Below are 19,560 nucleotides of genomic sequence, written 5' to 3' on the forward strand. Positions count from 1 at the left end.
CCAAATGTGGGAGCGGGCTTGCTCGCGAAAGCGGTGAAACAGCCAACACAGTCGTTGAATGTTACATCGCATTCGCGGGCAAGCCCGCTCCCACAGTGTTTTGCATTGTCAGCCAAAACGGCGTTCGATCAGAGACCGTAGCTCATCAGACGATCGTAACGACGCTTGAGCAGCGCTTCGTTGTCGAACTTCTTCAGCATCGCCAGTTGCGAGCTCAGCTCGGCGCGGATCGATGCAGCGGCCGCGGCCGGATCGCGGTGAGCGCCGCCCAGAGGCTCGCTGATCACCTTGTCGACGATGCCCAGGCCTTTCAGACGCTCGGCGGTGATGCCCATCGCTTCAGCAGCATCCGGCGCTTTCTCTGCGGTTTTCCACAGAATCGAAGCGCAACCTTCCGGCGAGATCACCGCGTAGGTCGAGTACTGCAGCATGTTCAACTGGTCGCACACACCGATTGCCAGTGCACCGCCGGAACCACCTTCACCAATCACGGTGGCGATGATCGGGGTTTTCAGGCGAGCCATGACGCGCAGGTTCCAGGCGATCGCTTCGCTCTGGTTGCGCTCTTCGGCATCAATACCAGGGTAGGCACCCGGGGTGTCGATGAAGGTCAGGATCGGCATCTTGAAACGCTCGGCCATTTCCATCAGGCGGCAAGCCTTGCGGTAGCCTTCCGGACGCGGCATGCCGAAGTTGCGGCGCACCTTTTCACGCACTTCACGGCCCTTCTGGTGACCGATCACCATCACTGGCTGGTCTTCCAGACGTGCCACGCCGCCCACAATGGCCGCGTCGTCGGAGAAGTGACGGTCACCGTGCAGTTCGTCGAACTCGGTGAAGATGTGGTCGATGTAGTCCAGGGTGTAAGGACGTTTCGGGTGACGCGCCAGACGTGCGATCTGCCAGCTGGTCAGCTTGCCGAAGATGTCTTCGGTCAGCGTCTTGCTCTTGTCCTGCAGGCGGGAGATCTCATCGCCGATATTCAGCGAATTGTCATTACCGACCAAGCGCAACTCTTCGATCTTGGCTTGCAGGTCGGCGATCGGCTGTTCGAAATCTAGAAAATTCGGGTTCATAGGCGTCCGTCTTGGGTCGTGTCCCAAGTGAGCTTGGGCCGGCCGGTTGTCTATTCGCGCCCTACCTTAAGGGAGAGGCGCGCTGAGGTCGAGATTAAAAATTCAGGTTGTGGGCAGGCGCTTTGATAGCACCTGCCGGTCAACGGTATTGGAGGAAGACGTTGTCTCGCCCGAACTGGTCACGCAGGGCTTGAATCAAGGCATCCGCCGGGTCGATCCGCCAGGTCTCGCCAAACTGCAGCAAGGTCTTCGCATCAGGACTGGTGTATTCCATGGTGATCGGGCAGGCCCCGCGATGACGCTTGAGCAAATCACCCAACCAGCGTAGCTGATCGCCTTTCAGATCCTGGGTCTGCAACTTCAGGCGCAGGCTCTCGGCCAGGTTGGTGCGCGCATCTTCCATGCTCATCACCCGCTTGACCCGCAGGCGCAGGCCGCCGGAGAAATCATCGTTGCTGACCTCGCCTTCGACCACCACCATCGCATCGGTCTGAAGCAGCGATTGCGCGGAGTGGAACGCATCGGCGAACAGCGACGCCTCGATCCGCCCGGAGCGGTCGTCGAGGGTAATGAAGCCCATCTTGTCGCCCTTTTTGTTCTTCATCACCCGCAGGGCGATGATCATCCCCGCCACGGTCTGCGTGTCCCGGGCCGGTTTCAGGTCGATGATGCGCTGACGGGCGAAACGGCGGATTTCACCTTCGTACTCGTCAATCGGGTGACCGGTCAGGTACAGGCCCAAGGTGTCTTTTTCACCTTTGAGGCGTTCCTTGAGGGTCAGCTCTTTCGCCTTGCGGTGGATCGCGTAAACGTCCGCGTCTTCCTCGACGAACAGCCCGCCAAACAGGTCGGCGTGGCCGCTGTCGCGGGTGCGCGCGGTCTGCTCGGCCGACTTGATCGCCTCTTCCATCGCCGCCAGCAGCACGGCGCGGTTGCGGTCGATGTTGGCCTGATAAGCCTTTTGTTCGTCGTGGAAATACGGACCGAGGCGATCCAGCGCACCGCTGCGGATCAGACCGTCCAGCGTGCGCTTGTTGATGCGTTTGAGGTCGACTCGGGCGCAGAAGTCGAACAAATCCTTGAACGGACCGGCCTGACGCGCCTCGGTGATCGCTTCCACCGGACCTTCGCCGACACCTTTGATCGCGCCCAGGCCGTACACGATGCGGCCTTCGTCGTTCACCGTGAACTTGAACTCCGAGGTGTTCACGTCCGGTGCGTCGAGGCGCAGCTTCATCGTGCGCACTTCCTCGATCAAGGTCACGACCTTGTCGGTGTTGTGCATATCCGCCGACAGTACCGCGGCCATGAATGGCGCCGGGTAGTGGGCTTTCAGCCAGGCGGTCTGGTACGAGACCAGGCCGTAGGCGGCGGAGTGGGATTTGTTGAAGCCGTAACCGGCGAACTTTTCTACCAGGTCGAAAATGTTACCGGCTAGATCCGCGTCGATGTTGTTCTTCGCGCAACCCTCGATGAAACCGCCGCGTTGCTTGGCCATTTCCTCAGGTTTCTTTTTACCCATCGCCCGACGCAGCATGTCCGCACCACCGAGGGTGTAACCGGCCATCACCTGGGCGATCTGCATCACCTGTTCCTGATACAGGATGATGCCGTACGTCGGCGCCAGTACCGGCTGCAAACCTTCGTACTGGTAATCCGGGTGCGGATAAGCAAGCTCCGCGCGACCGTGCTTACGGTTGATGAAGTCATCCACCATGCCCGATTGCAGCGGGCCCGGACGGAACAGGGCCACCAGTGCGATCAAGTCTTCGAGGCAGTCAGGCTTGAGCTTTTTGATCAGCTCTTTCATGCCGCGGGACTCAAGCTGGAACACTGCGGTGGTTTCAGCTTTTTGCAGCAGTTGATAAGTCGGCTTGTCATCCAGCGGGATGAACGCGATGTCCAGCGGCGGCTCGTTGACCTTGGCGCGGTCGCGGTTGATGGTCTTCAGCGCCCAGTCGATGATCGTCAGGGTCCGCAGGCCGAGGAAGTCGAACTTCACCAGACCGGCCGCCTCGACGTCGTCCTTGTCGAACTGGGTCACCAGACCATCGCCAGCCTCGTCGCAATAAATAGGCGAAAAGTCGGTCAGCTTGGTCGGCGCAATTACCACACCACCGGCGTGTTTACCGACGTTCCGCACCACGCCTTCGAGCTTGCGCGCCATCTCCCAGATTTCCGCCGCTTCTTCATCGACCTTGATGAAGTCGCGCAGGATTTCTTCCTGCTCGTAGGCTTTTTCCAGGGTCATGCCGACTTCGAACGGAATCATCTTCGACAGGCGATCCGCCAGGCCGAACGACTTGCCCTGGGCCCGCGCCACGTCACGCACCACAGCCTTCGCGGCCATGGAACCGAAGGTGATGATCTGGCTTACGGCGTTACGGCCGTATTTTTCGGCCACGTAATCGATTACCCGGTCGCGACCATCCATGCAGAAGTCGACGTCGAAGTCGGGCATCGATACCCGTTCCGGGTTGAGGAAACGTTCGAACAGCAGGTCATATTCCAGCGGGTCGAGGTCGGTGATCTTTTGCACATAGGCCACCAGCGATCCGGCACCCGACCCCCGGCCAGGGCCTACCGGCACACCGTTGTTCTTGGCCCACTGGATAAAGTCCATCACGATCAGGAAGTAACCAGGGAACCCCATCTGGATGATGATATCCAGCTCGAAATTCAGCCGGTCAACGTAGACCTGACGCTTGGCCTCGTAGTCCTCGGTGGTGTCCTTGGGCAGCAGCACGCTGAGGCGCTCTTCCAGGCCATCGAAAGAAACCTTACGGAAGTACTCGTCGATGGTCATGCCATCGGGAATCGGGTAATCCGGCAGGAAGTGCTTGCCCAGCTTCACATCGATGTTGCAACGCTTGGCGATCTCGACGGTGTTCTCGATCGCATCCGGCAGGTCGCTGAACAGCTCGGCCATTTCCTCGGCGCTTTTCAGATACTGCTGGTCGCTGTAGTTCTTCGAACGCCGCGGATCGTCGAGGGCCCGGCCCTCACCGATGCAGACACGGGTTTCGTGAGCGGCGAAGTCCTCCTGCTTGATGAAGCGCACGTCGTTGGTGGCTACCAGCGGCGCACCGAGCTTGTCGGCCAGGGCCACGGCGCCGTGCAATTGTTCTTCGTCGTTCGGACGATTGGTGCGCTGGATTTCCAGATAGAAGCGATCCGGGAACACCGCCATCCATTCGCGCGCCAGGGTTTCGGCCTCGGCAGGGTTGCCGCCGATCATGGCCATGCCGATCTCGCCTTCCTTCGCGGCGGACAGCATGATCAGGCCTTCGTTGGCCTCGGCGACCCACTCGCGCTCGATGATGACCATGCCGTTGCGCTGACCGTCGATGAAGCCACGGGAAATCAGCTCGGTCAGGTTGCGATAGCCCTGGGCATTCATGACCAGCAGGCTGAGGCGGCTCAGCGGACCATCCGGGTCCTTGTTCGACAGCCACAGGTCGGCGCCGCAGATCGGCTTGATCCCGGCGCCCATGGTGTTTTTATAGAATTTGACCAGCGAACACATGTTGTTCTGGTCTGTCACCGCAACGGCCGGCATGCCCATGCCGGTCAGGGCCTTGACCAGCGGCTTGATCCGCACCAGCCCGTCGACCAGGGAGTATTCAGTGTGCAGGCGTAGATGAACGAATGAAGCCGGCATAGTGATCCTGTCCAGTTACATAGAGACAACAAGGCCCGGATTGTACCGGGCCCTGAACAAAACATCAGCCTTGCCGCTAAACCTGCGTCAGGCCTTCGAGCGCTTCATAAGCCTGCCGCACCGGGGCAAACGAACGCCGGTGAATCGGCGTCGGCCCGAGGCGTGACAGCGCTTCCAGATGAACGGGGGTCGGATAGCCTTTATGGCCGCCGATGCCGTAACCCGGGTAGATCAATTCGAACGCCGCCATCTCGCGGTCGCGGCTGACCTTGGCCAGAATCGATGCTGCTGCAATCGCCGGCACCTTGCCGTCGCCCTGCACCACGGCTTCGGAACGCATTGGCAGTTTCGGACAGCGGTTGCCGTCGATCATCGCCAGTTTCGGCTGGATGTGCAGGCCAGCGACCGCGCGCTGCATCGCCAGCATGGTGGCGTGGAGGATGTTCAGCTCGTCGATTTCTTCGACTTCGGCGCGGGCGATGCACCAGCTCAACGCTTTTTCGCAAATTTCATCGTAGAGCTTTTCACGCCTGGCTTCGGTCAGTTTTTTCGAGTCGTTGAGACCGAGGATCGGCCGGTTCGGATCGAGGATAACCGCTGCCGTGACGACCGCACCGCACAACGGGCCGCGACCGACTTCATCGACGCCGGCCACCAGCTCTTCGACTTCGGCGACCAAGTTGAAATCCAGGCCCATCTGCATGCTTGTCTTGCTCATCGTGTTTGCCCGATCAGGTTCAGAACGGCGTCAGCCGCCTGATTGGAAGCGTCCAGACGCAGAGTGCGATGGATCTCGTCGAAGCCTCGCGTCTGCTCTTCGCCACCGTCGATCAACGGCGACAAGGTCTGGGCAAGTGCTTCGACCGTAGCATCATCCTGCAACAATTCCGGTACCAGCAATCGCTGGGCCAGCAGGTTCGGCAGAGATACGTACGGGCTCTTGACCATGCGCTTGAGAATCCAGAACGTCAGTGGTGCAAGACGGTAGGCCACGACCATCGGGCGCTTGTACAGCAGCGCCTCGAGGGTCGCAGTGCCTGACGCGATCAGGACTGCGTTGCACGCTGCCAGGGCCAAGTGGGATTTGCCGTCGAGCAAGGTCACCGGCAGGTCGCGACCGGCCAGCAGCTCTTCGAGCTGGGCACGGCGCTCGGGGTTGGCGCACGGTATGACGAAACGCACGCCCGGGCGCATGGCGCGCAGGCGCTCGGCGGTATCGAGGAACAGCGCGCCCAGACGACTGACTTCACCGCCACGGCTACCGGGCATCAACGCAACCAGCGGACCGTCCGGTAGACCCAGTTCGGCGCGCGCAGCGGTGCGATCGGCTTCCAGCGGAATGGTGTCGGCCAGCGTGTGGCCGACGAACCGCACCGGTACGCCCTTCTCTTCGTAAAATCTTGCTTCGAACGGCAGCAGCGTGAGCATCAGGTCGCAGCCTTCGCGAATCTTCAGCACCCGCTTCTGCCGCCACGCCCACACCGAAGGGCTGACGTAGTGCACGGTCTTGATCCCGGCCTGACGCAGCTTGAGTTCGATATTGAGATTGAAGTCCGGTGCGTCGATACCGATGAATACATCCGGCTTTTCAGCGATAAGCGTGGCGATCAGATCCTTGCGGCGCTTGAGCAGTTCACGCAACCGACCAAGAACCTCCACCAGCCCCATGACCGACAAACGCTCCATCGGAAAGTACGAGGTCAGGCCTTCGGCCTGCATCAGCGGACCGCCAACACCGATGAACTCCACCGCAGGATGCTGTGCCTTGAGGGCACGCATCAGACCGGCGCCCAGAATGTCACCGGAAGCTTCCCCCGCCACCAGCGCAATACGCAGATTGGCCATGGTCAGCGAGTGATGCCGCGGGTCGACGACTGGATGGAGTCACGGAACATCGCGACTTCCGGGAACTGTGCAGACGGCTCGGCCAGTTCTGCCAGCGCCTGTTCGACGGTCAGTCCCTGGCGATACACCGTTTTGTACGCACGGCGCAGCGCGTGAATGGCGTCTTCGCTGAAACCGCGACGGCGCATGCCCTCGAAGTTCATGCTGCGCGCTTCGGCCGGGTTGCCGAATACGGTGACGAACGCCGGAACGTCCTTGCCGATGGCCGTGCCCATGCCGGAAAAGCTGTGGGCGCCAATGTGGCAATACTGATGCACCAGGGTGAAACCGGACAGGATCGCCCAGTCATCAACGTGCACATGGCCAGCCAGCGCGGTGTTGTTGACCAAGATGCAGTGGTTGCCGATGACGCTGTCATGTCCGATGTGGGCATAGGCCATGATCAGGTTGTGATCACCCAGGGTCGTTTCGGAACGATCCTGAACCGTGCCACGGTGAATCGTCACGCCTTCGCGGATGACGTTGTGGTCACCGATCACCAGGCGAGTTTCTTCGCCTTTGTATTTCAGGTCCGGGGTGTCTTCGCCTACCGAGGAAAACTGGTAGATGCGATTGTGCTTGCCGATACGGGTCGGACCTTTGAGGATCACGTGTGGCCCGATCACCGTACCCTCGCCGATTTCCACACCTGCACCGATGATCGACCACGGGCCGACCTCGACGCCGTCAGCCAGAACGGCCGACGGATCGATGATTGCGCGAGGGTCAATCAAATTCATACTTTTTGTTCCGCACAGATGATCTCGGCCGAGCAGACCGGTTTGCCATCGACCGAAGCCTGGCATTCGAACTTCCAGATCTTGCGCTTGCAGCTGATAAACGTGGCTTCCAGGATCAACTGGTCACCAGGCTTGACCGGCTGACGGAAACGCAGTTTGTCGGAGCCAACGAAGTAGTACAAAGTGCCATCAGCCGGCTTCACGTCGAGCATCTTGAAACCGAGGATCCCGGCAGCCTGAGCCATCGCTTCAATGATCAGCACACCCGGCATGATCGGATGCGCAGGGAAGTGGCCATTGAAGAACGGTTCGTTGATGCTGACATTCTTGTAGGCGCGAATGCGCTTGCCTTCCGTATCCAGCTCCACTACCCGGTCCACCAGCAGGAACGGGTAACGGTGAGGCAGGTATTCGCGAATCTCGTTGATGTCCATCATTTCGGGGGGAAGCCTATGTAAAGATTGGGAGTGCGACTGACGCGCACTCCTCTAGCAAATCAAGGAGGCAGTCCAGAGGCTGTGCACACTTGATATGGAAATGGTATCAGCCTTCAGATGAAGCATTACCGCCAGGGGTCACTTCCCCTGCCTGCTTTTCCAGCTGTCGCAAACGTCGCGCGATGTCATCGAGCTGACGGATGCGTGCCGCGCTTTTGCGCCACTCGGCAGCCGGCTGCATGGCCGTTCCGGAAGAGTAGGCGCCCGGCTCGGTAATCGAGTGGGTCACCATGGTCATCCCGGTCAGGAATACGTTGTCGCAAATATCGATGTGTCCTACCAGGCCGACACCGCCAGCAAGCATGCAATGCTTGCCGATCTTGGTACTGCCGGAAATCCCGACACATGCCGCCATGGCGGTGTGATCACCGACCTGAACGTTGTGGGCGATCTGAATCTGGTTATCCAACTTCACACCGTTGCCGATCACGGTATCGGCCAAGGCGCCGCGGTCGATGGCGGTATTCACGCCGATCTCCACATCGTCGCCTATGGTCACGCCGCCGATCTGCGCGATCTTCTGCCAGATACCTTTCTCGTTGGCAAAACCGAAGCCTTCACCACCGAGTACGGCGCCGGACTGGATTACCACACGCTTACCAATCCGCACATCGTGATAGAGCGTGACCCGTGGGGCGAGCCAGCCGCCCTCGCCGATTTCGCTGCGGGCACCGATGACGCAATGAGCACCGAGGGTCACGTCCGCGCCAATTCGGGCACCAGCTTCGATCACCACGAAGGGGCCGACACTGGCGCTCGGATCGACCACGGCATCCTCGGCGATCACCGCCGTCGGATGAACGCCGGCAGTTGCCTTGGGCTTCGGATCGAACAGATGAGAAATGCGTGCGTAAGCCAGGTAAGGATCCGGCACCACTAGCGCATCACCGGCATAACCTTCGGCATCGGCAGCCTTGAGCAACAGGGCTGCAGCTTGCGAGCCTGCCAGGTATTTACGGTATTGGGGGTTTGCCAGAAAGCTCAACTGAGCTGGGCCAGCCTCCTGCAAGGTGGCCAGCCCAGTAATTTGCTTCTCGGGGTCGCCACTCAGGGTGGCGCCGAGGAACTCGGCCAACTGGCCGAGCTTGATAGTCACGGTCATGGGTTACTTCAGCTGATTCATGCGCTCGATAACCTGGCGCGTGATGTCGTACTGAGGTTTGACATCGATCACTGCGCCACGCTCGAACACCAGGTCAAAACCACCTTTCTTGATGACTTCTTCCACTGCGCTATCCAGTTTCGGCTTCAGTTGCTTGAGCATTTCGCGGTCGGCAACGGCTTTGGCTTCGTTCAGCTCCTTGGACTGGAACTGGAAGTCACGGGCCTTTTGCTTGAACTCGAGCTCCAGACGCTCGCGCTCGCCTTGCTGCATTTTGTCGCCACCAGCCATCAGACGATCCTGAATGCCCTTGGCGCTGCTTTCCAACGTCTTGAGCTTGGTCAGTTGCGGACCGAATTTCTTCTCGGCATCCACGGCGTATTTCTTGGCCGCGTCGGATTCCAGCAGAGCCATCTGATAGTTCAGGACGGCGATTTTCATGTCGGCAAATGCCGGGCCTGCCACCAGTACGGAGGCCAGGAGAACCAATTGAGTCAACTTACGCACGATGCACTCCTACAAAATCCATTGTCGTTGTCTTGGGTCAGACGCTTAGAAAGTCTGGCCGAGGGAGAATTGGAACACTTGAGTTTCAGCGTCATCCGGTTTCTTGATCGGCATCGCCAGTGCAAAACTCAGCGGGCCCAGTGCGGTGACCCAAGTCACGCCGACACCGACGGAACTGGCCATGTTGCTCAGACTGATGTCGTTGCATTGGGTGTTCGATTTCGTACCGTTGGCGTTCGTAGTATCGGAACACTTGGAGTCGAATACGTTACCGACATCCCAGAATACCGAAGTACGCAGGGAACGCTGATCCTTGACGAACGGCAGCGGGAACAGAACCTCGACACCGCCCTGGATCAGGACGTTACCACCGAACGGCAGCGGATCCTGGTCCGGGTCTCTCAGGGTGCCTGGGTTACTACCGGTACTTGGCGTGCTTCGCGGGCCAAGGGTGCTGTCTTTGAAACCACGGACCGAGTTGAAACCACCAGCATAGTAGTTTTCATAGAACGGCAGGCCGTCGGTCGAACCGTAACCGTCGCCATAACCCAGTTCGGTGTGTAGACGCAGGGTGTAGTTTTCGCTGATCGGCTGGAACAGCTGGCCACGGTAGTCAAGTTTGTAGAACGACAGATCGCTGCCTGGAATGGTGGTTTCCAGCGTCAGGCTCTGGGAACGACCGCGGGTCGGCAGTACACCCTTGTTCAAGGTGGATTCGGACCAGCCGGCCGAAGCCTTGAAGTTCAGGTACTTGTCGCCTTCCTTGTTAACGAAGTCGAAAATCTCGTCAACGGTGTAGGTACCGGTCTTGATCTCGTCCTGCTGAGCGGACAGACCAAAGGTCAGACGCGAAGTCTCGCTGATCGGGTAGCCCACGTTCACCCCGGCACCCAGGCTGTCTACCGCATAGCTCGCTACGTCGACGTCGAGGTCTTTGTAGTCGGTGGTGCGGTAGAACGCGTTGTAACCCAGGCTCACGCCATCGGCGGTCCAGTAGGGGTCCACGTAGCCGAAGTTGTAGCGGCTCTGGTATTCGCTGCGGGTCAGGCCGACGCTGACGCGGTTACCTGTACCCAGGAAGTTGTTCTGGGTGATCGAACCACCGAGGATCAGACCGGCGCTCTGGGCGAAACCGACGCTGGCGGTGATCGAACCGGAAGCCTGTTCTTCAACGCTATAGTTCACATCAACCTGGTCGTCGACGCCCGGTACGGCCGGGGTCTCGACGTTGACTTCTTTAAAAAAGCCCAGACGCTCCAGACGGGTCTTGGACTGGTCGATCAGGTAGGTCGAAGCCCAGCCACCTTCCATTTGACGCATTTCACGACGCAGCACTTCGTCCTCGGACTTGGTGTTGCCACGGAAGTTGATGCGGTTGACGTAGGCACGCTTGCCCGGATCGACAGCAAACAGGATATCGACGGTGTGATCTTCGTCGTGCGGTTGCGGCACGCCGTTGACGTTGGCGAAGGTGTAACCCTCGTTACCCAGACGACGGGTGATCAGTTCGGAAGTGGTGGTCATCAGCTTGCGCGAGAACACCTGGCCCTTCTGTACCAGCAACAGCGACTTGACTTGATCTTCAGGGACTTTCAGGTCACCGCTGAGCTTGACATCACGAACGGTGTACTTTTCACCTTCGTTGACGTTGACGGTGATGTAGACATGCTTCTTGTCCGGGGTGATGGACACCTGGGTCGAAGCGATATCCATGTTGATATAACCGCGATCCAGGTAGTAGGAACGCAGACGCTCCAAGTCACCGGAAAGCTTTTCACGAGCGTACTTGTCGTCGTTCTTGAAGAACGACAGCCAGTTGGTGGTTTTCAGTTCGAACAGGTCGGTCAGGTCTTCCTCGGGAAAAACCGTGTTGCCTACCACGTTGATGTGCTGAATGGCGGCGACGGTGCCTTCGTTGATCTTCACTTTCAGGCCGACACGGTTGCGCGGCTGCGATACCACTTCGGTATCGACGGTAGCCGAGTAACGACCTTGAGCAACGTATTGACGTTGCAGCTCGTTACGCACGCCCTCGAGGGTCGCGCGCTGGAAGATCTCGCCTTCGGCCAGACCGGATTGTTTCAGGCCTTTCATCAGGTCTTCGGTAGAGATCGCCTTGTTGCCTTCGATCTCGATGCTCGCGACCGAGGGACGTTCAACGACGGTGATCACCAGAACGTTGCCTTCGCGACCCAGCTGGATATCTTGAAAGAAACCGGTTTTGAACAACGCACGAGTGGATTCCACCAGGCGACGATCGTCTACCTGTTCACCGACGTTCAACGGCAACGCCCCAAAGACGCTACCCGCGGAAACCCGCTGGAGGCCGTTGACGCGAATATCAGAGATGGTGAAGGACTCGGCGTGAACTTCGGCGATCATCAATGCGGTAAGCACCGCAGTTAGCAGCAGACGTTTCATGAAGTCCTTTCTTATTCCAACTGGCAATAAACAAACTGCCGCAAAATGCGGCAGATTCGCAATTCAGCGAAGCGTTACAGACGACCCAGATCGTTGACCAGAGCAAGCAACATCACCCCGACCACCAAACTGATGCCGATCTGTATCCCCCAACCTTGCACCCGATCCGACAAGGGACGACCACGCGCCCACTCGATCAGATAAAACAGCAAATGCCCCCCATCCAGTACAGGAATGGGCAGCAAATTCAGAACCCCCAGGCTAATACTCAGATAAGCAAGGAAATTCAGGAAATCAGCGACGCCCGACTGGGCAGAAGCGCCCGCCACTTTAGCAATGGTTATCGGTCCACTCAAGTTTTTTACCGAGAGCTCGCCGAAGAGCATTTTCTTCAGTGAATCCAGCGTCAGGACGCTCATGGTCCAGGTACGTCGGGCACCCTCGCCAATCGCTGCCAAAGGCCCGTAGCTGACCTCGCGAATCATCTCCGGCGGCCAGTCGACAGCCTTCACACCTGCCCCCAGGTAACCGCTTGGCGACTTTTTATCGCCACGTGCAGCCAGCGTGACAGGGACGTCGATTTGAACACCGTCGCGCTCGACGCGCAGCACGATTTTGGTATCAGGACGCGTACGAACGGTGTCGACCACCTGCTGCCAGTCATCCAGCGCCTTACCATCCAGCGCCAGCAGACGATCGCCGGTTTTCAGTCCGGCAGCCTGGGCCGGACCTTTCGGGTCGAGTTCGGCCAGCACCGGCGGCAGTGCGGGGCGCCAAGGGCGAATGCCGAGAGAACGAATCGGATCCGGCTCGTCAGCCCCCTTGAGCCATTTATCGAGTGCCAGTTCACGAGGCGTATCAGCCGTAGAGCCCTGCTCGCGCACCAGTACCTGCAAGGAACCGCTTTCTCCGAGACGTCGCACCAGTTGCAGGTTGACCGCCGCCCAGCCCGAGGTCGGCTCGCCGTCGATCGCGACAATTTCCTGACCGGCGCTCAGTCCGGCCGTTGCGGCGATGCTGCCCGGCTCCACCGAACCGATGACCGGGCGAATCTGCTCGCTACCGAGCATGGCCAGCACCCAGAAGAACGCCAGCGCGAGCAGAAAGTTGGCCACAGGGCCGGCCGCGACGATGGCAATGCGCTGACGAACAGACTTGCGATTGAATGACTGATGAAGCTGATCGGCCGGTACTTCGCCTTCGCGCTCATCGAGCATCTTGACGTAGCCACCCAGCGGAATGGCCGCGACCACGAACTCGGTGCCCTGTTTGTCATGCCAGCGCAGCAGCGGCATGCCGAAGCCCACGGAGAAACGCAGAACCTTGACCCCACAGCGACGCGCGACCCAGAAATGGCCGAATTCGTGAAAGGTGACCAGCACACCCAGAGCGATCAGGGTGCCGGCAATCATATAGAGCGCGCTCATCTACTTTCTCCGCAATCCTGTCCAGTGCCGCGTGAAGCCATGTGTTGCAAGACCTATCGGTCGTGACGCTTCAACCACTGCCCGGCCAATGCCCTGGCAGTCGCGTCCGCGGTAAACACCGCATCGAGATCGTTCAACGCCACTACCGGCTCGAGATTCAAGACTTCCTCGATGATACTCGCGATTTCCAGATAGCGAACCCGTCCGTCGAGAAACGCGGCAACCGCCACTTCATTCGCCGCATTGAGCATGGCCGGGGCGCTGTTTCCAGCCTCGGCAGCCTGGCGCGCCAGACGCAGGCACGGAAAGCGCTCTTCGTCGGGGGCTTCGAAATCCAGGCGCGCAACAGCGAACAGATCCAGCGGCGCCACACCCGAGTCAATGCGCTCAGGCCAAGCCAGGGCGTTGGCAATCGGCGTGCGCATGTCGGGATTACCCAACTGCGCCAGCACCGAACCGTCCACATAATCGACCAGCGAATGAATCACGCTCTGCGGATGAATCACCACCTCGACTTGCGAAGGCTTGGCATCGAACAACCAGCAGGCCTCGATCAACTCGAGCCCTTTGTTCATCATGCTGGCCGAATCCACGGAGATCTTGCGCCCCATCGACCAGTTCGGGTGTGCGCAGGCCTGATCAGGTGAAACATGCGCCAACTCAGCCATCGGCGTCTGCCGGAAAGGGCCGCCAGAGGCTGTCAGCAAAATCCGACGGACTCCAACGTTACTCAACCCGCGAGCAAAGTCCTGCGGCATGCACTGGAAAATCGCGTTGTGCTCGCTGTCGATCGGCAACAGCACCGAACCACTCTTGCGCACGGCCTGCATGAACAAGGCGCCGGACATAACCAGCGCTTCCTTGTTGGCCAGGAGAATCTTCTTGCCCGCCTCGACAGCCGCGAGAGTCGGGCGCAGACCAGCGGCGCCGACAATGGCGGCCATGACAGCATCCACCTCGGGCGCAGCAGCGACCTGACACAAGCCTTCCTCACCGACCAGCACCTGCGTCGACAGGCCTGCCGCACGCAAATCGTCCTGCAGGTTGCGAGCAGCGCCGGCTTCCGGCACTACTGCATATTTCGGGAGATGGCGAATACACAGGGCAAACAGTTCGCTCAAACGGGTAAAGCCGCTCAAGGCGAAAGCCTGATAACGCTCCGGATGCCGGGCGATGACATCCAGGGTGCTCAGACCGATCGAACCGGTCGCACCCAGAACTGTAACCTGCTGCGGGCGACTCACGACGCCGCCATCCACAACAGCACCGCAAAGACCGGGATCGCCGCCGTCAGGCTGTCGATGCGGTCCAGCACGCCACCGTGGCCGGGCAGCAGATTACTACTGTCCTTGATGCCAGACTGACGCTTGAACATGCTTTCGGTCAGATCGCCCACCACCGAGATGAAGACGATCACCGCAGCACCGATCAAGCCCTTGAACAGTTGCGCTACCGTCCAGTCACGGAACAGAGCGACCAGCGTGGTGATAACCAGGCTCAGCGCCAGACCGCCATACACGCCTTCCCAGCTCTTGCCGGGACTGACTTGCGGCGCCAGCTTGCGCTTGCCGAACGCACGACCGGAGAAATACGCCCCGATGTCAGCGCCCCAGACCAGCACCATCACCGCCATGATCAACCAGTTGCCGAGCGGGTATTGCTTGATCTGCACCAGCCCTTGCCAGGCGGGCAACAGAATCAGCAATCCGATCACCAGTTTGCTGGCGGCACTGGACCAGCGCTCGCTGGAACGCGGGTACGTCAGCACCAGCCATGTTGCCAGTGCCCACCAGATCACCGAAGCGCCCAGCACCCATGGCGCCAGCCCCGGCAGGATGTACATGACGAACAGCATCAGCGCGACCACCGCGGCGTAGCCGACACGAAATGCCTGCGCAGTGAAGCCGGCCAGACGCGCCCATTCCCAGGCGCCCAGGCTCACGACCAGACCGATGAACAGGGCAAAACCGGAACCCTCGAGCAGGAAAAAACCGCCCAGAGCGATCGGCAGCAGAATCAGTGCAGTGATGATGCGTTGTTTAAGCATTAAACCCGGGCTCCAGCTTCGACCTGCTCGCTCGTTTTACCGAAGCGGCGCTGGCGCAAAGCGAAATCGGCCAGTGCATTGCGCATGGCTTCGTGTTTGAAGTCCGGCCAGAACAGGTCGGAGAAGTACAACTCGGCGTAAGCCAGCTGCCACAAGAGGAAGTTGCTGATGCGGTGCTCGCCACCGGTGCGGATACACAAGTCGGGCAACGGCAGATCACCGGTGACCAGACAGGTCTGCAGCAGATCCGGCGTGATGTCTTCCGGCCGCAGATGACCGGCCTGGACCTCGCGTGCCAGACGCTGCGCCGCTTGCGCGATATCCCACTGACCGCCGTAATTGGCGGCGATCTGCAGGATAAAACGGTTGGCACCGGCGGTCATCGCTTCGGCTTCACGCATGGCTGCCTGAAGCTCCGGATGAAACCGCGTACGATCACCAATGATGCGCAGACTGATGTTGTTGTCGTTCAGGCGCTTGGCCTCGCGACGCAGCGCCTTGAAGAACAGATCCATCAAGGCACTGACCTCATCAGCCGGACGCTGCCAGTTTTCACTGGAGAAGGCGAACAGGGTCAGCACCTCGACCCCGGCCTCGGCACACACCTCGATCACCGCCCGAACAGCGTCCACGCCCGCTTTATGCCCGGCGACACCCGGCATAAAGCGTTTTTTCGCCCAGCGATTGTTACCATCCATGATGATCGCGACATGGCGCGGCACCGCGGACGGCGCAGTCTGCTTGGTCTTGTCCATTAAAACTCGACCCTTAAACGGCCATCAGATCCGCTTCTTTTTCCTTGGTAGCCGCGTCGATATCCGCTTCAGCCTTGTCGGTCAGTTTCTGGATATCAGCCGCTGCACGGCGCTCTTCGTCTTCGCTGATTTCCTTGTCCTTGACCAGTTTCTTCAGATCGCCCAGCGCATCGCGACGAATGTTGCGTACCGCGACACGAGCATCTTCGGCGGCAGCACGGGCCTGCTTGGTGAAGCCCTTGCGGGTTTCTTCAGTCAGAGCCGGCATGGAAACCAGCAGCAACTCACCCAGGTTGGTCGGGTTCAGGTTCAGGCCGGCATTCATGATCGCCTTGTCAACCGCGGTCAGCATGTTGCGCTCGAATGGCACGACCTGCAGGGTCCGGGAGTCTTTCACCGTGACGTTGGCAACACCGCTCAACGGTGTGTCTGCGCCGTAGTACGGCACCATCACGCTACCCAGGATGCTCGGGTGAGCCTTGCCGGTACGAATCTGGCCGAATGCATGACTCAGCGACTCGATCGACTTCTTCATGCGCTCTTGAGCGTCTTTCTTGATTTCGTTGATCATTGTTGGACTTCCTCGATCAGAGTGCCTTCAGCGCCACCATGCACGATGTTCAGCAGGGCGCCCGGCTTGTTCATGTTGAATACGCGCAGCGGCATCTTGTGATCGCGGCACAGGCAGATAGCCGTCAGATCCATTACACCCAGCTTGCGATCCAGTACTTCATCGTATGTCAGATGATCGAACTTCTCGGCATGCGGGTCTTTGAACGGGTCAGCGGTGTAGACGCCATCGACCTTGGTCGCCTTGAGCACGACATCAGCGTCGATTTCAATGGCGCGCAGGCAGGCTGCCGAATCCGTGGTAAAGAACGGATTGCCGGTACCGGCCGCGAAAATCACCACGTCTTTTGAGTTCAAGTGGCGCATGGCCTTGCGACGGTCATAGTGATCGGTCACACCGACCATGGAAATGGCCGACATCACGATGGCCGAGATATTGGCACGTTCCAAAGCATCGCGCATGGCCAGAGCGTTCATCACAGTGGCCAGCATGCCCATGTGGTCGCCCGTGACCCGGTCCATGCCGGCCTTGCTCAGCGCCTCACCGCGGAACAGGTTGCCACCGCCGATCACCAGACCGACCTGTACGCCGATGCCGACCAACTGGCCGACCTCCAGTGCCATGCGATCCAGCACTTTCGGATCGATCCCGAACTCTTCCGAGCCCATCAGGGCCTCGCCGCTAAGCTTGAGTAGAATGCGTTTATAGCGAGCCTGATAACCACTGCCCTGCTGAGCCATTGCGAATCTCTCCTGCGGCGTATTTTAAAAATTCTTTGCGAGCTGTTTACAGCTGGCGTTCACTCTAGCTTGGCGCTGCTTCAGCGCCATCGGAACATGGCTTTGTAAGTCAGTTCCAAGGGGAAACCAATAAAAATTGGTAACCCTATCTGAAAAGAGGCTGCGCGCGTGAGCGGGCAGCCTCTTTCGGGCGACAGTTGAAAAACCGTCTTACTGCTTGGCGGCAGCCACTTGAGCGGCAACTTCGGCAGCGAAGTCATCAACCGGCTTCTCGATGCCTTCGCCTACTTTGAAGTAAGTGAAGGAAACGATTTCAGCACCGGCTTTCTTGGCCAGCTCACCAACCTTGACTTCCGGGTTCATGACGAAAGCTTGCTCTTTCAGCGAGGCTTCGGCCTTGAACTTGGTAATACGACCGTTGATCATGTTCTCAACGATGTTTTCCGGCTTGCCAGCGATCTTGTCGGCATTCAGTTGCAGGAATACGTTCTTCTCGCGCTCGATGGCCTCGGCGGAGATTTCCGACGCGTCCAGGAACTCTGGGTTCGAAGCTGCAACGTGCATCGCGATATTCTTGGCCAGGTCGACGTCGCCGCCGTTCAGAACAACCACTGCACCAATCTTGTTGCCGTGCAGGTAAGCACCTACAACGTCACCCTCAACACGCGCCAGACGACGGATGTTGACGTTTTCGCCACACTTGGCAACCAGGGCTTCACGAGCAGCTTCACGCGAAGCGATCAACGGAGCCGCGTCAGTCAGCTTCTGAGCGAACGCTTCTTCAAGGCTTTCGCTGACGAAGTTCTTGAAGTCGTCCTGCAGGGCCAGGAAGTCGGTCTGCGAGTTCACTTCCAGCAGAACGGCGGACTTGCCGTCAGCCTTGACGGCGATAGCGCCCTCAGCGGCAACGTTGCCGGCTTTCTTGGCAGCCTTGATCGCGCCCGAAGCACGCATGTCATCAATGGCTTTTTCGATGTCGCCGCCAGCCTTTTCCAGGGCTTTCTTGCAATCCATCATGCCTTCGCCGGTACGCTCGCGCAGTTCTTTGACCAACGCTGCAGTAATTGCTGCCATTTTCAAATTCCTCTTGGATAGGTTTTCAACCATTCCACCCGATCGAACGGGCGTTCAATTCTTCCCGAACCACCTTGTAGCCGCTGCACGTTACAGATGCTGTAGCTGCGCTGCCGACAAATGGTTTTCGAGGTGGCAAAAAGGGGGCCAAGCCCCCTTTTTGCTTACTGAGTCAACGCCAGGGCGTCAATTACTCAGCTGCAGCCTGAGTTTCTTCAGCTGCGAATTCTACAGTGCCGCCAGCAACGTTGTTGCGACCGCGGATTACTGCGTCAGCCATCGAACCCATGTACAGCTGGATAGCGCGGATTGCGTCATCGTTGCCTGGGATGATGTAGTCAACGCCTTCCGGGCTGCTGTTGGTATCGACAACGCCGATGACCGGGATGCCCAGCTTGTTGGCTTCGGTGATCGCGATGCGCTCGTGATCAACGTCGATCACGAACAGTGCGTCTGGCAGACCGCCCATATCCTTGATGCCGCCCAGCGAACGATCCAGCTTTTCCAGGTCACGGGAGCGCATCAGCGCTTCTTTCTTGGTCAGCTTGGCGAAAGTACCGTCTTCGGCTTGTACTTCAAGGTCACGCAGACGCTTGATGGAAGCACGGATGGTCTTGAAGTTGGTCAGCATGCCGCCCAACCAGCGGTGATCGACGTACGGCGAACCGCAACGTGCTGCTTCTTCAGCAACGATCTTGCCAGCGGAACGCTTGGTGCCGACGAACAGAATCTTGTTTTTACCCTGGGCCAGACGCTCTACGAAAGTCAGAGCTTCGTTGAACATTGGCAGGGTTTTTTCAAGGTTGATGATGTGAATCTTGTTACGCGCGCCGAAAATGTATTTACCCATTTTCGGATTCCAGTAACGGGTTTGGTGACCGAAGTGCACACCGGCCTTCAGCATATCGCGCATGTTGACTTGGGACATGATAGTTCCTTGATAAGTCGGGTTGGGCCTCCACGTATCCCAATGACCAACCATTGATCCGAGGATCAAAGGCACCCAGGCCATCGTGTCGACACGTGTGTGGGTTAATGCTCTCGGGGCTATCCCCGGA

17 protein-coding genes are annotated in these 19,560 nt (G+C 59.0%); all 17 read right to left on the reverse strand.

The genetic code is table 11. The annotated features are described in order from the left end of the window. Window positions 1–128 precede the first annotated feature (128 nt). Entirely contained in the window at window positions 129–1,076 is a 948-nt protein-coding gene (locus CAF63_RS21860) for an acetyl-CoA carboxylase carboxyltransferase subunit alpha (protein ID WP_064379018.1), read from the reverse strand. Window positions 1,077–1,215: 139 nt separating this feature from the next. Further along, entirely contained in the window at window positions 1,216–4,737 is a 3,522-nt protein-coding gene (gene dnaE, locus CAF63_RS21865; protein ID WP_085688699.1) for a DNA polymerase III subunit alpha, read from the reverse strand. Between the two features lie 76 nt (window positions 4,738–4,813). After that, complete coding sequence (gene rnhB, locus CAF63_RS21870; protein WP_143492486.1) at window positions 4,814–5,440, reverse strand: ribonuclease HII; 627 nt, start codon at window positions 5,438–5,440, stop codon at window positions 4,814–4,816. 11 nt (window positions 5,441–5,451) lie between these two features. Further along, complete coding sequence (lpxB, locus tag CAF63_RS21875; RefSeq protein ID WP_085688706.1) at window positions 5,452–6,582, reverse strand: lipid-A-disaccharide synthase; 1,131 nt, start codon at window positions 6,580–6,582, stop codon at window positions 5,452–5,454. A gap of 2 nt (window positions 6,583–6,584) precedes the next feature. Continuing rightward, window positions 6,585–7,361 carry an acyl-ACP--UDP-N-acetylglucosamine O-acyltransferase gene (gene lpxA / locus CAF63_RS21880; RefSeq protein WP_085688708.1) on the reverse strand — a complete coding sequence of 259 codons (777 nt, stop codon included), beginning with the start codon at window positions 7,359–7,361 and terminating at the stop codon, window positions 6,585–6,587. Continuing rightward, entirely contained in the window at window positions 7,358–7,798 is a 441-nt protein-coding gene (fabZ, locus tag CAF63_RS21885) for a 3-hydroxyacyl-ACP dehydratase FabZ (protein WP_016771469.1), read from the reverse strand. The genes lpxA and fabZ overlap by 4 nt, the downstream gene beginning before the upstream one ends. A 106-nt stretch (window positions 7,799–7,904) precedes the next feature. After that, window positions 7,905–8,960 carry a UDP-3-O-(3-hydroxymyristoyl)glucosamine N-acyltransferase gene (lpxD, locus tag CAF63_RS21890; RefSeq protein ID WP_085688711.1) on the reverse strand — a complete coding sequence of 352 codons (1,056 nt, stop codon included), beginning with the start codon at window positions 8,958–8,960 and terminating at the stop codon, window positions 7,905–7,907. A 3-nt stretch (window positions 8,961–8,963) separates the two neighbouring features. Next, complete coding sequence (locus CAF63_RS21895; RefSeq protein WP_003222140.1) at window positions 8,964–9,467, reverse strand: OmpH family outer membrane protein; 504 nt, start codon at window positions 9,465–9,467, stop codon at window positions 8,964–8,966. A gap of 45 nt (window positions 9,468–9,512) precedes the next feature. Next, window positions 9,513–11,888 (reverse strand): outer membrane protein assembly factor BamA, encoded by a 2,376-nt coding sequence (bamA, locus tag CAF63_RS21900; RefSeq protein WP_085688714.1) that lies wholly within the window; start codon window positions 11,886–11,888, stop codon window positions 9,513–9,515. 74 nt (window positions 11,889–11,962) lie between these two features. Continuing rightward, window positions 11,963–13,315: a sigma E protease regulator RseP gene (gene rseP, locus CAF63_RS21905; protein ID WP_085688717.1), complete on the reverse strand. Its 1,353-nt coding sequence runs from the start codon at window positions 13,313–13,315 to the stop codon at window positions 11,963–11,965. A gap of 53 nt (window positions 13,316–13,368) precedes the next feature. After that, window positions 13,369–14,559 carry a 1-deoxy-D-xylulose-5-phosphate reductoisomerase gene (gene ispC, locus CAF63_RS21910; protein WP_085688720.1) on the reverse strand — a complete coding sequence of 397 codons (1,191 nt, stop codon included), beginning with the start codon at window positions 14,557–14,559 and terminating at the stop codon, window positions 13,369–13,371. Beyond that, a complete protein-coding gene (locus CAF63_RS21915) occupies window positions 14,556–15,362 on the reverse strand; it encodes a phosphatidate cytidylyltransferase (RefSeq protein ID WP_007954781.1) in 807 nt (268 codons plus the stop codon). The genes ispC and CAF63_RS21915 overlap by 4 nt, the downstream gene beginning before the upstream one ends. Next, the gene (uppS, locus tag CAF63_RS21920; protein WP_085688724.1) at window positions 15,362–16,117 is read right to left on the reverse strand and encodes a polyprenyl diphosphate synthase; all 756 of its coding nucleotides are present in this window, start codon (window positions 16,115–16,117) and stop codon (window positions 15,362–15,364) included. The genes CAF63_RS21915 and uppS overlap by 1 nt, the downstream gene beginning before the upstream one ends. A 13-nt stretch (window positions 16,118–16,130) precedes the next feature. Continuing rightward, window positions 16,131–16,688: a ribosome recycling factor gene (frr, locus tag CAF63_RS21925; RefSeq protein ID WP_085688727.1), complete on the reverse strand. Its 558-nt coding sequence runs from the start codon at window positions 16,686–16,688 to the stop codon at window positions 16,131–16,133. Then, on the reverse strand, window positions 16,685–17,428 hold the full coding sequence (gene pyrH / locus CAF63_RS21930; protein ID WP_011332683.1) for a UMP kinase: 744 nt from the start codon (window positions 17,426–17,428) through the stop codon (window positions 16,685–16,687). The genes frr and pyrH overlap by 4 nt, the downstream gene beginning before the upstream one ends. A 210-nt stretch (window positions 17,429–17,638) precedes the next feature. Further along, the gene (gene tsf / locus CAF63_RS21935) at window positions 17,639–18,502 is read right to left on the reverse strand and encodes a translation elongation factor Ts (RefSeq protein WP_085688730.1); all 864 of its coding nucleotides are present in this window, start codon (window positions 18,500–18,502) and stop codon (window positions 17,639–17,641) included. 190 nt (window positions 18,503–18,692) lie between these two features. Continuing rightward, window positions 18,693–19,430, reverse strand: coding sequence for a 30S ribosomal protein S2 (gene rpsB, locus CAF63_RS21940; RefSeq protein WP_003222119.1), 738 nt, complete (start codon window positions 19,428–19,430; stop codon window positions 18,693–18,695). Window positions 19,431–19,560 lie beyond the last annotated feature (130 nt).

It is taken from the genome of Pseudomonas sp. B20(2017) (assembly GCF_002113125.1).
Lineage (GTDB): Bacteria > Pseudomonadota > Gammaproteobacteria > Pseudomonadales > Pseudomonadaceae > Aquipseudomonas.